Below are 13,654 nucleotides of genomic sequence, written 5' to 3'. Positions count from 1 at the left end.
CTTTTGAAATGACCCCAAAAACCATTGAGTGTGTAATCTTCGACTGTGATGGAACACTCGTCGATAGCGAGATTTTGTGTAACCAGGGACTGGTCAATGTTTTTACCCGCTACCGTGCTCTAATCACGCTGGAAGAGTGCCTGACTAAATACAAAGGCGGCAAGATGGTGGAGATCCTGACAGCCATCTGTGGTGATCATCATCTGTCTCTTAATTTGGCAGAGCTTGAGAAAGAGTATCGGGAAGAGTTGCGACAACTGTTTGATAAATATCTGACACCTGTGAATGGTGTACCTCTGATGTTGGAGAAGATCCAGATGCCCATCTGTGTGGCATCCAATGGGCCGGCCAGCAAGATGGAACATACTCTGGGGCTGACCGGGCTACTGCCAAGATTTGAAGGAAAGCTGTTCAGTGCATTTGATGCTAATTGTTGGAAGCCAGACCCTGGATTACTGGCTTATGCTGCAAAAGGCATGGGCGTCAATTTGGGAAAATGCGTTCTGGTCGAAGACTCCGTACCTGGCGTGATGGCAGGTATCAATGCAGGTATCCCTGTTTTCCATTACTGCAGGGATGAACATTCCGAACCGGTAAATCATCCACTGGTAACCCGATTTGCGAATATGGAAGCGCTGCCAAGCTTATTGCTTCAGGCAGATTAGCCTGTTGTGTTCGGGTGCTGAATTTTCAGAAAAATACAGAACCTAAACTTGCTCAGAATTTTGCCAGCTCAGATCTTTCTTTGCTTCTGATCGGCGATGGAAATAGGCCTTAATATCGCGATCAATTGTGTAGAGACAGGGTAAGAGCAATAAGGTGACAAACATACCAAAGCCAACCCCCCAGGCCATCGCCATAACCATTGGTGTTATATAAGAATTCGTCCCAGCTATTCCGTATGCGGTTGGAATTAATCCGGCTACTGTCGTCAGTGAGGTAATCACAATAGGTCGAAAACGCATGGCCGCACCGGCGGCAATTTCTGAATTACTCAACAACGAGGCCCTATCGGTTTTCTGATTGTTGAGCGTATGAAGTAGAACCAGCGAGTCATTGACCAGTACACCCATAAGTCCCAGTACTCCGGTCAGTGCAACATAGCCCATATCAATACCCTGTAAGCCAAAGCCCAGAACCACACCCATCACACCAAAAGGTAGGCATAACAGTACCAGTGCTGGCTGGCTGTATGAGTTGAATAACAACACGAGGGCAATGAAAATTGCCAGCAGACAGATCAGAAATGCATCCCCCATCCGTCCCAGGGAATCGGCCTGTTGAACAAGAGCGCCTCCTTGGTATACACGGAGGTCCGGGTGGGTCTGTGGCCAGCTTTGAGTTGCGATAAAGTCACTGACGTCCTGATTTAACTGTTCCAGAGACATCACCGCTGTATCCATCTCTGCGTACACTGTTGTGGTACGGCGTCCCTGGTAGTGTTTGATATCTGCCTCACCAGAGCGCCAGTTAAATTCCACAAGGCTATTGAGAAAAATCTGTTCTCCTCGATGATTGATGATACTCAGATTCTCCAGAGTGGACAGCTGGCTTTCACGGCTGGGAGGGTATTGCAGGCGATAGTAGATTCGTTCATCCAGCGTCTGTAACTCATCAACAATCAGCCCATCCATCGCCACACGAACTGCATCGGTGATCTCACGAACCGTCAGGCCTCTGGATGCCAGCAGCTCATAATTAAACGTCAGGTCTACTACATCCCTGCCGGGCTTAAAGCTTGACCAGGACTCGGTCACTGCTGGGTGCTGCTCAAGATAGTCCAGCAGCTTCTGTGCTGCAGGGAAACGGGATTCCTCACTGCTGATGAACTCAACCTGTATTGGCTTGTCTGTCACAGGGATATCGGTTTGAGGCTCGACTACCAAATGGGTAACCGGTGATACTTTTTTCAGCTCAGTACGAAGCAGTTCAACCATCTCGTGAGTTTTTACCGTACGCTGGCTGAGCGGTTTTAACTGCACAATCATCAAGGCCCAGGACTCACTGCGACCCTCTGTGGCTCCATAAAAATCAGTATCGTGATGACCAATTTGAGAGGTGATATTCAGCAGGTCAGAAGCAGGAATCAGCTCCCTTGCCCGCGTTTCCAGTGCAGATACTACTTCCCGTGTATCGGTCATACGGGAGCCTGCTGGCAGTTCAATTTTGACATTGACATTATCAATATCCACTGCTGGATAGAGCTGAAAATTAATGGTGGATGCACCAAAAGCCATTACACCGATAAATACCACGATAAAAGCCAGCGTACTTTTCCTGCTGTGCCGGATCAGTGTTGAAATGACCTTTTCATAGATTGATGACCAGCGGCTGAGAAAGCGACTCTGTTTCTGCTCGATGCTGCCACTTTTATGAGCCAGGTGCGTGGGCAAAATATATTGAGATTCAAATAGCGATACGGTGAGAACAATCAGAACGGCGATAGGAAAGTCCTTCATAAATGCACCGTCCCGCCCACCCATGGCCAGCATGGGCACAAATGCCAGAATTGTGGTCAGTACCGCGAACATTACCGGTTTAGCAACAGATTGAGTTCCCTTTATTGCTGCTTCAGGCCCGGATAAACCCAGCTCCCGCTGATATTGAACAGACTCTCCAACCACCACTGCATCATCTACCAGAATTCCCAGCATCAAAATGATGGCAACCAGGTTGATGGCGTTGACACTGATACCCAGTGCATCAATGGTAAGAAAGGTCAGAATGATCGAGAAGGGTAGTCCCATTGCCACCCAGAATGCGAGACGAGGTGACAGTGTTACATAAAGAATCACCAACACCAGCGCCAGACCAAGGGCTGCATTGCTTACCAGGACATCGAGCATTTGTATCGTCAAACGTGAAATGTCGTTTACATCAATCAGCTCAATGCCAGCAGGCATTTGTGCGCGCATCCGCTCGATATAATTTCGTACATTACTGGCGGTATGAAGTTCATCGGATGTCGGTTTTTTATGAACCTGCAGGATGATAGACCGGCGGCCATCGGTACGACTCTCAACCTCCCAGTCACCGTAACCACTTATGACACTGGCAACATCGCTGACGCGTACAACATTACCGGGTTCATAAGCTCGGATAATCACGGATTCAATATCTTTAGGCTGTTGGAACTGGCCAACTGAAATGACTTTCTTTTCAGCATTAAAGCTGGACAGAGAGCCTCCTGAGTCTCTCACATTACGTGAAACAATAGCCTTGCGTACCTCATCGATAGAAATACCCAGCTGAGTCAATTTTTCAGGAGAAAGGAATACTTTCACCTCACTGCGTCGATAGCCAATGCGATGCTCCCCAGAAACTCCCTCTACCTCACGAAGGCCTTCAGCTACTTTTCGTGCAGAGGCACGCAGTATCTCTTCACTGACATTACCTACAAGGTGGATCTCTATAACCGGTGTCTTCTGGGTGGACTGTTCTTCTATGAGGGGTTTGTCCAGCAAATCCTGGGGAAGACGGGTATAGGCACGATCAACCGCTTTCTGAATATCAGACAGCAGAAGGGTTTTATCATGGTAATTGATATCCAGCCGTGCGGTAATGACCGACATGCCATCCATGGAGCTGGAGAATATCTTTTCGATGCCCTCAACCTTTAGCAGCTCTTCTTCAATGGGCATGGTAATGGACCGTTCAATTTCTTCAGGGCCACTCCCGAGGCGGGTTGTGGTGATGTTGACGGTACCCATATCAACCCGGGGGTTGTATTCGTACCGCAAGCCATCCAGTAAAAGAAACCCTGCAAGGAACACACAGCCGACCAGTAGGTTGACGATTTTAGGGCGTGCAATAAAAAACGGTAGAAGTGACTTCATAGTGACGAACTCATTATTCTTTTATTTCGTTCTACTGGACAGATAGCTGCGATATTTCATTATTGGCTCTGTCAGCTACACCCACCTCAGTGCCTTCAACCAGATGTTTAACGCCACCAACAACAACCTGCTCCCCAGCCACTAAGCCAGACATAATAATGAGCTGATCTCCCAGCCCCACTTTCAAGGCAGGATGCCGTTGCTCAACCTTGCCGGTTAAGTCGTTGTAGACAAAAACGACGCGCTGATTTTGCTGATCGGTCAGAGCGCTTTCTGGTAACAGCAGAATACCGTTCAGAGGAAGGCCTTCCATTGAAATTCGGGCGGTCATGCCAGGACGAATATAGGTATCAGGCTGGTTCAGCAGTAGCCGTATCTCAAAGTTACCCGTCCGTGAGTCTGCGGCAGCACCAACGGATAAGATCTCCGCCTGATAACTGCGTTCCTTCCAGCCTTTATTAATAGAAACTTCAGCACGGCTGCCTGGAGCAAGAGAGTTAACATTGTGGTCACTGACAAATGTTTGTACTTCAAGCGTTTCTGTCGCCTGTAATATCAGCAGTTTTTGTCCAGGCTGAACACTTTCTCCTGCTTCTACAAGCTGCTTATTAACGATGCCATCAACCGGGCTTAAAAGACGAGTGTCTGATAGTTCCCGTTGCGCCAGGCTTACATTTGCCCTTGCTTCAGCCACTTCAGCCTGGCTGCGCTGGTGTTCATAGTGGGCACTGTCGAGTGCCTCTTGGGATAGATTATTCTGATTGGCCAACACCTCCCTGCGTTGCAGGTTGTTAGCCGCTTCAGCCAAACGACTTTCGGCTTTTTGCAGTGCCTGTTTTGCAGCATTGAGGTGAAGTTGTAGTTTGGTGGCATCCAGTTCCAGTAATAGCTGGTTGCGTTTGACTCTCTGACCCTCTGTTACCGCAATACGAGAAACGGGAGCAGAGAAGTTGACCGACATATCGACTTGTACGGCTGACTGTATTTCCCCGACGGTGCGAATGGTCGGTACAGTTTGCGTTTCCACCATTGTTTGTAATGAGACTTTCGGCAGAGCTTTATCAGTCTGTCCACTTTGGTTCTGAACCGATTTGTTCTGGGCTGATACGGACTGAACAGAGGGCTGGGCTATCTCTTCCTTGCAACCCGTCAGTATGAGTGACAGTGCAATAAAGCTACCTGTTCTTTTTGTTAGCTGCCAGGCCTTAGGCATCTCGTTACCATCCTTTCTGCGCTGCAGACTCCAATTTCAAGAAAGTGTTTTTGTGTTTTTTATTGAGTGCTTTCTGTTCAAAACTCATCAGGGAGTGTGGAGAAAAATATTTCTTATACTCATGGTTGTTTATAATAATTTGAGTTTATGCGTGCCGGCAGTTAATCATCCATGATTAATGGTGTGATTCAAAGCGTCTGGCACAAAAAATTTCAACCTCCTATATCCAAGAGCGAACAGGTAAGTAATGAAATTTATTAACCGTTGTGTCATTACCTTGAAGCCAAAACCAGCGTTTATCGACTGGGTAAAAAGTCTGGATGTTGAACTTCCTGAGACATGGGACTTTGAAGGAGGCGCTTATCTTTTTGATGAGCATGAGTCGGAAGAGAGTCTGGTCGATGGTGTGAGTGAGGAGGCTCGCGCCATTCTGGAGAATGAGTTTTCAGTGTGGACTGAAGATGAAGACAGGTGGCCAAAGTCGAGAGACTTTGACACCCTGAAGCAACTGTTCATTTTGCATATTGCTGTTGCTGGTTTTGATCTTGGTAAGGAACCTCTGTTAAGAGCGGATGTTGCAGATCTGGTTTAAAAGCAGATTGTCTGGCGGGCTCAGACAACATCGGGATGGGGTAACGACCAGTGGCTGTGTCGACATAACCACTGGCCTTCGTGCTCTTGAAGAACATAGGTTACACGCAATGGTGAGACGCTGATTTCCTCGCCGGTGATTTTATCCAGACAGGAAGACTCAGCGTAGGCCGAGAGGCAGACCAGAGATTGATCTTGAAAGGCTACCGGGTGATGATATTTAAGCGATGGATTGGCGTACTTTTCGGCAAGCGAGTGAAGGTATTGTGTGTACTGACGGGTTCCCCGAAGTTCTCCACTCCCCTGAATGGGAAAGTAAATCCTGCTCTGACTTGGGTGCTGCAGGGACTCAAGGCCTTCCATATCGGTTGATTCACTGTAGTTAACCCGTTTGCTCAAAGCATCAAGAAATGGAGCAATGCTGATTGAGTCCAACCTCGCAGAACGATCAGTCAATTCTGGTTGAGGTCTTTGTGGGATCGGATCGACCGGAAATGCTATGGTTTCAGGCCAGGCTTTGCTGATATGGCCATGACGAATTTTCAACTCGCCCTGATGCTCTATTAGATAAAACGTGAGTCTTAGATTGTCATCTTTCAACCGTAAACCGTTTTTATATTGAATGTCCCGTTTGAGCCGGCAGGCAATCATCATTGCTTTGCCATTTCCGAAACTGTCCAGTGGCTCAAGTTGAATATCAGCAGACTCCCGCTCTGCAAAGTAACGACCTGAGCGCTTGTAAAGATCATCAAGACAGTTGAAATCATCACTTTCAGTGATGCCCCAGCCTGTGATGTCATCAGGCATATTCAGTTCCAGTACTCGGTCTTCACTGCCATTGAGCAGACAGTCTCTGAATTCATTAAGAAAGTTGACAACTAATGACATGGCTCTGCACTTAATTTGGCTGAGAGGAGTGAAGTTTAGACCAAAGCCAATTAATTGAACGAATCCTGAAGGACAGTTAAGAATACAGATATTGAGTCTGTTAGAGGGAATAATGTTCCAGTTCATTCACCAGAATCATGCGGCAGTTATTAAAAAAAGAGTCAGGTATTTGCATTTCCTCTCCATCAAGCTCTCCGTACTTTAGCCGCTTTATACATTGTCCTTGTATTGTGAAGTTTTCCCACGTACTGCTCATTCTGTAATCTGGTAAATTCCAGGAAGCGATTTTCTCTCCAATCACTGAGCTTGCGGCAACCAGAATCTTCTGATCTGCATATTGATTAAAGAAAGGTGCTGGACACAGTCCAGACTGACCATACGTTTCAGTAAACTTATTGACTGCCTGATGGTTTAATAAGTGCACCGTCAGTAACGCTCCTCCTTCCTTAAGCCCCCCATTTGTACCAGTCATTGCAGCAACAGCGTCGATGGAGATAAAGCCTTCTTCCAGTTCATATTGAAAGCGGCTGTCTGAACCACTTACTTCAAAGATATTCTCACTAGTTATACCATCATAAATAATGATTTCTGGTTGATCACTTTTATAAAAATAGAAAGCAGCAACTGCAATAAGAATGACTACAAAAAACTTCATAATACCCAGCTCCCTTAACATGGTTTTTTAACCCATACGGTGTTGGATGGGGTGTTTAAAAGGCGCAGAATGCTTTCTCAAAAAAATGCAGTGTTATCAAGGGATGGATTTTGGGTAAACAGTTTATGCCATCCTATATTTACCCATAGTTACTTGCTTTATCTTCAGTATATCGAATGGAAGCATATGTGTTGATCAGCGCACATATGGTTGGGATGTATAAGTATCACAACCATATGTTTTTAAAAGAAATTACTTTCCTCTTCTATCAGATAGCTCTTCCATTCTAGCTTGCAGCTTTTCATAGTCAGTAGGAACAACGATAGAATCCAGTGATGCTCTGCCACTGAATACATTCATGAAAGGCATTGATACAGGCTTTTCCATACCATGTCTTTCCATAGCTTGAGCGGCGTAATCCATGTCAGCAGAAGCATTAGCACTGAAAAGAATGACAGAAGAAGTTGCGATGGCAAAAAGAGTCTTTTTCATTATTGTTCTCCATTAAAATCAGACGAGTTAATTTCAAACCATATTTATAAAGGGTTTAATTAATAGTGAAGTTGTATAGGGAACAAATAACAAGGAAGTGAAAGTAAGAAGTTATTCTTAATTTGGATAAGAAATAATTAATTAATCTATTTGGTTTTTAGTTATCTGTATTGATTAGTTGGTTTTAAGTTTTATTCTTTATTTTCAACAGGTTGAAGTTTTATTTGATACAACGGTGTTTATATAGGTATATGTCCGTGGGTTAAGCAAAAGTGCCATTATTCCAACACTTTTATAATTAATCGGTTATTCTTCCTTCTGTTTTTCAATGGTTGCCATGCTCATACCCTGAATTTCTCAGATTGCAGGTAGCCTTTTCCTGTTTAAGATGTAAGGGAAAGCAATGAACGATAGCCGACAGGCTTTATTCACACTTCATATCGCCATACTTTTATTTGGATTATCAGGGCTATTTGGCAAGCTGCTCCCCATTGATCCTGGCTGGATTGTTCTGGGAAGAACTCTGGTTGGCAGTACTGTATTGTTACTCTTACTGGCCTGTAAGGGAAAGGTCCGACAGATGTTGGTACCTGGTCAGTGGCCGATCAATATGGCCTTGGGAAGTATTCTGGCTATCCACTGGATGACCTTTTTTCAGGCTATTCAGGTCTCCTCGGTAGCTGTTGGTTTGCTGGCATTTTCATCGTTTCCAGTATTTGTAACCCTGCTTGAGCCATTGCTGTTCAAAGAGCGATTAAGGTGGTTGGATGTATTGACTGCAGCAGGTGTCGTGGCTGGGCTTGTTATTGTCTTCCCGTTCTCATCGGTGGGTTCTTCATCCACTTTTTTTGAAGGGAAGGTTGAAGGGTTGGCCTGGGGAATTTTTAGTGCTCTGCTTTTTGCCATCCTTTCTCTGGCTAATAGAAGTCGCATTCAGAAGACCGGTGCCATGGCGTTAACCTGTCTCCAGAATATGGGGGCAGTCATCACGACGGCACTGATTATGCCAAAGTCAGGCGTTAGTGTGATGCTTAATTACTGGCCAGAATTCCTCATTCTTGGCTTCCTATGTACAACTGTGCCTCTCATGTTGTTTTTAAGTAGCCTCCGCTACCTAAAGGCTCAGCTGGTGAGCCTGGTGACCTGCCTTGAGCCGGTTTATGGCATTGTGCTTGCCGCACTCCTGCTTTCAGAAATACCCTCCCTGAGAACGTTGGCAGGCGGTGTTGTGATTCTTGGGGCAATCACGGTTGGCAGTTTGTTCAAAGAGAAAAGGCAGACTATTTGATGGAATAGCTTTGCGCTTCAATTGTCTTTATCCTCCGTGCTTTTTGGCTTGAGTGGGTAAAAGGTATGATCGAAGCGCCTGCTGAACATCTGGACATTATCTATCAGGACCAGTGGCTGGTGGCCATCAACAAACCCTCCGGCTTGCTGGTTCATCGTTCCATGATTGATCGTCATGAAACCCGTTTTGCGATTCAGCTGCTGAGGGATCAGATTGGTCAGCATGTTTTTCCTCTCCATAGGCTGGATAAACCGACTTCCGGGGTTCTTGTTTTTGCCTTGTCTTCTGAAGTCGCCAAAATGGCCAGTGAGCAGTTTCAGACGGGGCTGATCTGTAAAACCTATCTTGCCATTGTTCGTGGCTATACACCTGAGTCCGGCGTGATTGATCGTCCGTTGAAGGAAAAACTGGATAAAATTGCTGACCGCAAAGCACGTCAGGATAAACCGGCTCAGGAAGCAGTTACCGAGTTTCGTCGGCTGGCCACTGTCGAGCTGCCAATAGCCATCGACCGCTACCCCTGCAGCCGATATTCACTGGTGGAAGCTAAGCCCATAACTGGGCGTAAACATCAGGTTCGTCGGCACCTGAAACATATTGCCCACCCAATTATTGGTGATGCCAAACACGGTAAGGGAAACCATAACCGATATTTTGCTGAACATTTTGGTGCCAACCGTTTGTTGCTTCATTGCTCCAGAATGGAGATGAAGCACCCTCTTACAGGAATAGGTATTTGTTTTGAAGCGCCTGTTGATGATGTGTTTGAAAGACTAGCTAATTTGTTTGATTGGACTTTGTAAATTATTGCCAGTAACAGCATGGTTACTGGCTTCCTATTAATTTTGGTGGTCTGAAATTCAATATTGCAACTTATTTTCTTAAATTCAGCATGATTTTTTAGATTTATTAATCCTATTTCTCATTTGAATTGGAACTATTATTAATTTTTTTTGTCATAATTTTATTGATTTTTAAAACCTAATTGAATATTTAATGAGTAGGGATTTTGTTCATGCAAGTAAGCCAAGTAACAATCAGCCCAAAAAGGACAGCAGAAACAACTATCGATGAATTAAGGGATCATTCATATGGAATTAAGAGTGCTAGAAAGATAAAGGTCCTTCCTAGTAAATCTGATTTTGGCATAAAAAATTTATTGTGCCCGAGAGAGTTTAATCTTCATCGCCACCTATATCAAAGGCCATTCATAGGAAAGATAATCAACAATGCTTCAGTAAGTTATTTATTATCTACTGATAGAATTAATAACTGTAAAAGTAGAGAGCTTCCTGCGGAAAGGCTTCCTTTTGCTTTTGATCGGAATATGAGTTCTAAACCGATGTCTGGCTCTGGCAAAGGTATTGTTGTTTGGGATGAAGAGGGCGAAGTTATCATCTGGAAAAAAATAGGGGGACAGTGGGACAATAAAGTAGTATCTAACAGTCAGGATTACCCAACATTAGGACTGAAGTTATTAGATAGTCAGCGCATGCTCTCATGGGAAGATAATGGCAATATATGTTTATGGTTGGAGAAAAATGGTTCCTGGAATCCCACCACTTTTGCGTTGAATCAATATGGCCCATTTGATTCTCATTGTGATATAGAGGACTTAGATGATCATCATTTTGTGTCATGGGATGATGATCATATTTTTGTATGGACCCAAAAACATGGTGAATGGGTTCCTGAAAAGATTGATGTTTTTCCAGATTTTGAATCCCCTGATGACTACGATGAAGAGCCAGTTAGAACTGAATCAGATCTTGATGAAGAACAACCGGCTTTTGATTTTAATCCTCTCTTAGCAACTAACTGTGTACAACAACCTTCTTTAACTAGTGAAGCTTTAGGCTCAGGCCAACTATTTGAACGTGACGCTGAGGTTGGTGGCAGTGATGTTGATGAAGTATCGGAAGCGGGTTCTGAAATTAGCGATTCAGCAAGTTTGACTTCATCTGAAAGTTCATCCCCGGAACACAGGATTAATGGTGTGTGCAAGATGGACAGTAAAACAGTGGCATACTGGGTGGAACGGCAATTAATGGTACTGAAGCAGGATGATGGAGGACACTGGAAATCTGAAAGGCTGAGTGAGTTCGATAATTCGATAAATAAAGTACGACTTCACCCGGAAGGCTATCTGGTTGTTTTGAGCAAAGATGATAACGACAATTCTACAATCTCATCTGTAAACATTATTGAGCAAAGTGGAGAATCACAGGTAAGTGTCATTGCCAGAATATCCGGTCTATGGGATATGGACCTTCTTCCTGATGGTAGAGTGGTGACAGCAGAAAAGGATGGGAAGTTTACGGTATGGTGGGAAGGGGGCTCAAAAGAGATCTGGTTCTCAAAAAGCATTGGAGAGCATAAGGACTCTAAGCCATGGTTCAAGGTTCAAACAGATGGAAGTATATTATCCTGGACTGAAAAGGGCGGGATTAAACATTGGTTTGAATGCTCAAGAGATTGGATTATTAACTCTATTGGGCCTGCACTAGACTCAGAAAATATTGAAATTATCGATGATTGCTACATTTCTGCTCGTGTGGAGTCTCCAGAGCATGGGAGAGAGGCCGATGATCTTGTTTTTTATCACTTACACCCATCTACCGAAGGTGTTGATGAAAAAATAATTGATGTTTAGCTGAAAGGTACTGTTAAAAACAAATTATGAGTGCTCTTGTAACGTCAGAATGTTGGAAGTATGAAGCGGGTCGTTGATTTAATGATCAGCCAGAATATCAACAAGGTTTAGCATCGCATGAAATACAAATAAAGCATTTAATTGGCTAGACATAATTAAACGGCAATGTATTAATATCTGCCTGTTTTGTTTCTTCAACGTATTGAGGTCTTTCAATGAAAAATGTTTTTTCTGGAATGCTGGTTTCACTGGCACTCTTCTTAGCTGGTTGTGCTTCAACCCAAGAGTCACAGGAGGTTATGGCTGAAAACTCGGAAGTGGAAGTAACCCGTCAGTTTACCGGTTCAACCATGACTCCGGATCCAGTTATGCAGCAGGTTATGGAGTTGAGTAAAGCGGGTGTCCTGAAAAATGTTCGTATGACCCGCTCTATTCCTGCCCAGATCACAGCGACTGGCCCTGAGAATGTTCTGGCTTGCATCTCTTCTGAGGGCAGCCGCTGGCTGGAAGAACAGCAGGAATGTGAGTACATGGCCGAAGAAATCTGTGCAGAGCTGGGTGGGGATTTTGATCCCTGTGCATCAGCCTGTCGCAATGATCCTGAAGCCATGGTATGTGTATTGATGTGTGTGCAAGTCTGCAGTTTTGCTGAATAAGCATTTCCTCACTTCGCAAAAGCTTCTTTGAAGCTTTTGCGAAATGTCTCCTTCCTTTGTTTCTCGCTCTTCAGTGCTTTGATCCTACCTGCTTGCCTATATCTAATAGGTGTTTTTACGAGTTTGATTAAAAATTGTCCAAAAAATATCCTATTCTTGGAGTTTTCTTAAATTTCTGAATTTTATGGGTATTAATTGACGCTGTGTTTTGGTTCTCAGCTTTGTGCCCGATAAATACCTATTATATTTTTAGTCGTATTACGTATGAAAACACTACAGCATTTATCCGGTTATAGTTTCAGCAGCTATCAGCTTGCTTTGTTCAGGCAATTAGGAGAATTCAAAGGGAGACAACTGGTTACCATTCGTCAGCAGCCGGAAGTGCTGGATACGCTTCGACAAGTGGCTGTGTTGGAGTCCGTGGAATACAGCAGTCGATTAGACGGTATTGTTGCTTCCAGAGAATTGGTTCGTAAGCTGGTTCACAAGGAATACCGCCCGACTGCCCCCGTTGAACGACAAGTGGCGGGCTATCGAGATGGCTTAGAGATTATGGTTGAGCCGGGTGAACATATGACGCTTTCAGTCAGTCTTATTCGTCAGCTCCATGCCATGTTGTATGCCCATGTTCCCCATGAGGGTGGTCGTTGGCGGGTCACCAATAAAGAAATTGTTGAGAGAGATACAAAAGGGCAGAAAATTGGTGTTTTATACCGAACCATGCCAGCTGCTGCCATTGCCGGAGCGATGGAAGAGTTAATTGCACTTTATCATGAAGGACTTCAGCATCAGGTTGAGCCGCTTTTACTGATACCCGCAGTGGTACTGGATTTTCTCTGTATTCACCCTTTCAGTGATGGCAATGCCCGAATTGCCTGGCTGATCATGGCAATGATGCTGGCGCTCAATGGTTATCAGGTAGCACAGCTGATCAGTTTGGAACGGGTACTGACCAGGCATGAACAGGCCTACAAACGGGCATTGCAACTCAGCGTCAAAGGCTGGCATGAGGGACAGCACAACCCGATGCCCTGGATTGATTTTTTTCTGCATACGTTGATTCGTGCTTACGATGAGTTGGAAGATAAGATACATGCTCTGCAATGGCAGGGAAGCCGGGCGCCAAAATCCCAGCTGGTCAGGATGGCTATTGAACAGACCAGCCGTGCCTTTTCTATTGCTGATATCTGCTTGCAGATACCCACAGTCAGTCGGGAGCTGGTAAAAAAAGTCGTACAGCAAATGCGAGCTGAAGGTTTGCTGGAGCCGGTAGGGAGAGGGCGTGGAGCGCAATGGCAGAAGTGCAATCGGTTAACGATCGCTTGAGCTGGGCCAATACTTCAGTCATATCAAAAGCAACGGATATATGCGTGTATACCTGA

12 protein-coding genes are annotated in these 13,654 nt (G+C 44.9%); 7 read left to right on the top strand and 5 right to left on the bottom strand.

The genetic code is table 11. The features are described 5' to 3' along the window. Nucleotides 1–8: 8 nt before the first annotated feature. Nucleotides 9–665 (top strand): 6-phosphogluconate phosphatase, encoded by a 657-nt coding sequence (yieH, locus tag GV64_RS01295; protein ID WP_020582004.1) that lies wholly within the window; start codon nt 9–11, stop codon nt 663–665. 42 nt (nt 666–707) lie between these two features. Here yieH and GV64_RS01290 read toward each other — a convergent pair whose 3' ends face one another. Together GV64_RS01290 and GV64_RS01285 are read right to left on the bottom strand one after the other, a co-directional pair. After that, on the bottom strand, nt 708–3,836 hold the full coding sequence (locus GV64_RS01290) for an efflux RND transporter permease subunit (protein ID WP_020582005.1): 3,129 nt from the start codon (nt 3,834–3,836) through the stop codon (nt 708–710). Between the two features lie 31 nt (nt 3,837–3,867). Then, a complete protein-coding gene (locus tag GV64_RS01285; RefSeq protein ID WP_020582006.1) occupies nt 3,868–5,049 on the bottom strand; it encodes an efflux RND transporter periplasmic adaptor subunit in 1,182 nt (393 codons plus the stop codon). 247 nt (nt 5,050–5,296) lie between these two features. Between GV64_RS01285 and GV64_RS01280 the strand changes: the two genes are divergently transcribed. After that, entirely contained in the window at nt 5,297–5,641 is a 345-nt protein-coding gene (locus GV64_RS01280; protein ID WP_020582007.1) for a hypothetical protein, read from the top strand. A 20-nt stretch (nt 5,642–5,661) separates the two neighbouring features. Here the strand turns inward: GV64_RS01280 and GV64_RS01275 are convergent, their stop codons facing one another. The 3 genes from GV64_RS01275 to GV64_RS01265 all read right to left on the bottom strand — a co-directional run bounded on the left by GV64_RS01275 (nt 5,662) and on the right by GV64_RS01265 (nt 7,675). Further along, on the bottom strand, nt 5,662–6,528 hold the full coding sequence (locus tag GV64_RS01275; RefSeq protein WP_157236970.1) for a nuclear transport factor 2 family protein: 867 nt from the start codon (nt 6,526–6,528) through the stop codon (nt 5,662–5,664). Between the two features lie 100 nt (nt 6,529–6,628). Next, on the bottom strand, nt 6,629–7,183 hold the full coding sequence (locus tag GV64_RS01270; protein WP_152553892.1) for a hypothetical protein: 555 nt from the start codon (nt 7,181–7,183) through the stop codon (nt 6,629–6,631). Nucleotides 7,184–7,435: 252 nt separating this feature from the next. Further along, nucleotides 7,436–7,675: a hypothetical protein gene (locus tag GV64_RS01265; protein ID WP_020582010.1), complete on the bottom strand. Its 240-nt coding sequence runs from the start codon at nt 7,673–7,675 to the stop codon at nt 7,436–7,438. A gap of 403 nt (nt 7,676–8,078) precedes the next feature. On the opposite strand from GV64_RS01265, the gene GV64_RS01260 reads away from it, so the two are divergent. The 5 genes from GV64_RS01260 (at nt 8,079) to GV64_RS01240 (ending at nt 13,598) form a co-directional block, all read left to right on the top strand. Next, entirely contained in the window at nt 8,079–8,963 is an 885-nt protein-coding gene (locus GV64_RS01260) for a DMT family transporter (protein ID WP_020582011.1), read from the top strand. A gap of 65 nt (nt 8,964–9,028) precedes the next feature. Continuing rightward, nucleotides 9,029–9,766: a tRNA pseudouridine(65) synthase TruC gene (gene truC, locus GV64_RS01255; protein ID WP_020582012.1), complete on the top strand. Its 738-nt coding sequence runs from the start codon at nt 9,029–9,031 to the stop codon at nt 9,764–9,766. A gap of 212 nt (nt 9,767–9,978) precedes the next feature. Continuing rightward, complete coding sequence (locus GV64_RS01250) at nt 9,979–11,616, top strand: hypothetical protein (protein WP_152553891.1); 1,638 nt, start codon at nt 9,979–9,981, stop codon at nt 11,614–11,616. 215 nt (nt 11,617–11,831) lie between these two features. Next, the gene (locus tag GV64_RS01245) at nt 11,832–12,272 is read left to right on the top strand and encodes a hypothetical protein (protein ID WP_020582014.1); all 441 of its coding nucleotides are present in this window, start codon (nt 11,832–11,834) and stop codon (nt 12,270–12,272) included. Nucleotides 12,273–12,536: 264 nt separating this feature from the next. Then, a complete protein-coding gene (locus GV64_RS01240; protein WP_020582015.1) occupies nt 12,537–13,598 on the top strand; it encodes a Fic family protein in 1,062 nt (353 codons plus the stop codon). The last annotated feature ends 56 nt before the right edge of the window (nt 13,599–13,654 follow it).

The sequence above is a fragment of the Endozoicomonas elysicola genome (assembly GCF_000710775.1).
Taxonomy (GTDB): domain Bacteria; phylum Pseudomonadota; class Gammaproteobacteria; order Pseudomonadales; family Endozoicomonadaceae; genus Endozoicomonas; species Endozoicomonas elysicola.
This window is presented reverse-complemented; position numbering and strand designations above follow the sequence as displayed.

Bases quoted from the DNA above. Each gene is read 5' to 3' on its own strand.
- yieH (WP_020582004.1), top strand. From the start codon at position 9: ATGACCCCAAAAACCATTGAGTGTGTAATCTTCGACTGTGATGGAACA.
- GV64_RS01290 (WP_020582005.1), bottom strand. From the start codon at position 3,836: ATGAAGTCACTTCTACCGTTTTTTATTGCACGCCCTAAAATCGTCAAC.
- GV64_RS01285 (WP_020582006.1), bottom strand. From the start codon at position 5,049: ATGCCTAAGGCCTGGCAGCTAACAAAAAGAACAGGTAGCTTTATTGCA.
- GV64_RS01280 (WP_020582007.1), top strand. From the start codon at position 5,297: ATGAAATTTATTAACCGTTGTGTCATTACCTTGAAGCCAAAACCAGCG.
- GV64_RS01275 (WP_157236970.1), bottom strand. From the start codon at position 6,528: ATGTCATTAGTTGTCAACTTTCTTAATGAATTCAGAGACTGTCTGCTC.
- GV64_RS01270 (WP_152553892.1), bottom strand. From the start codon at position 7,183: ATGAAGTTTTTTGTAGTCATTCTTATTGCAGTTGCTGCTTTCTATTTT.
- GV64_RS01265 (WP_020582010.1), bottom strand. From the start codon at position 7,675: ATGAAAAAGACTCTTTTTGCCATCGCAACTTCTTCTGTCATTCTTTTC.
- GV64_RS01260 (WP_020582011.1), top strand. From the start codon at position 8,079: ATGAACGATAGCCGACAGGCTTTATTCACACTTCATATCGCCATACTT.
- truC (WP_020582012.1), top strand. From the start codon at position 9,029: ATGATCGAAGCGCCTGCTGAACATCTGGACATTATCTATCAGGACCAG.
- GV64_RS01250 (WP_152553891.1), top strand. From the start codon at position 9,979: ATGCAAGTAAGCCAAGTAACAATCAGCCCAAAAAGGACAGCAGAAACA.
- GV64_RS01245 (WP_020582014.1), top strand. From the start codon at position 11,832: ATGAAAAATGTTTTTTCTGGAATGCTGGTTTCACTGGCACTCTTCTTA.
- GV64_RS01240 (WP_020582015.1), top strand. From the start codon at position 12,537: ATGAAAACACTACAGCATTTATCCGGTTATAGTTTCAGCAGCTATCAG.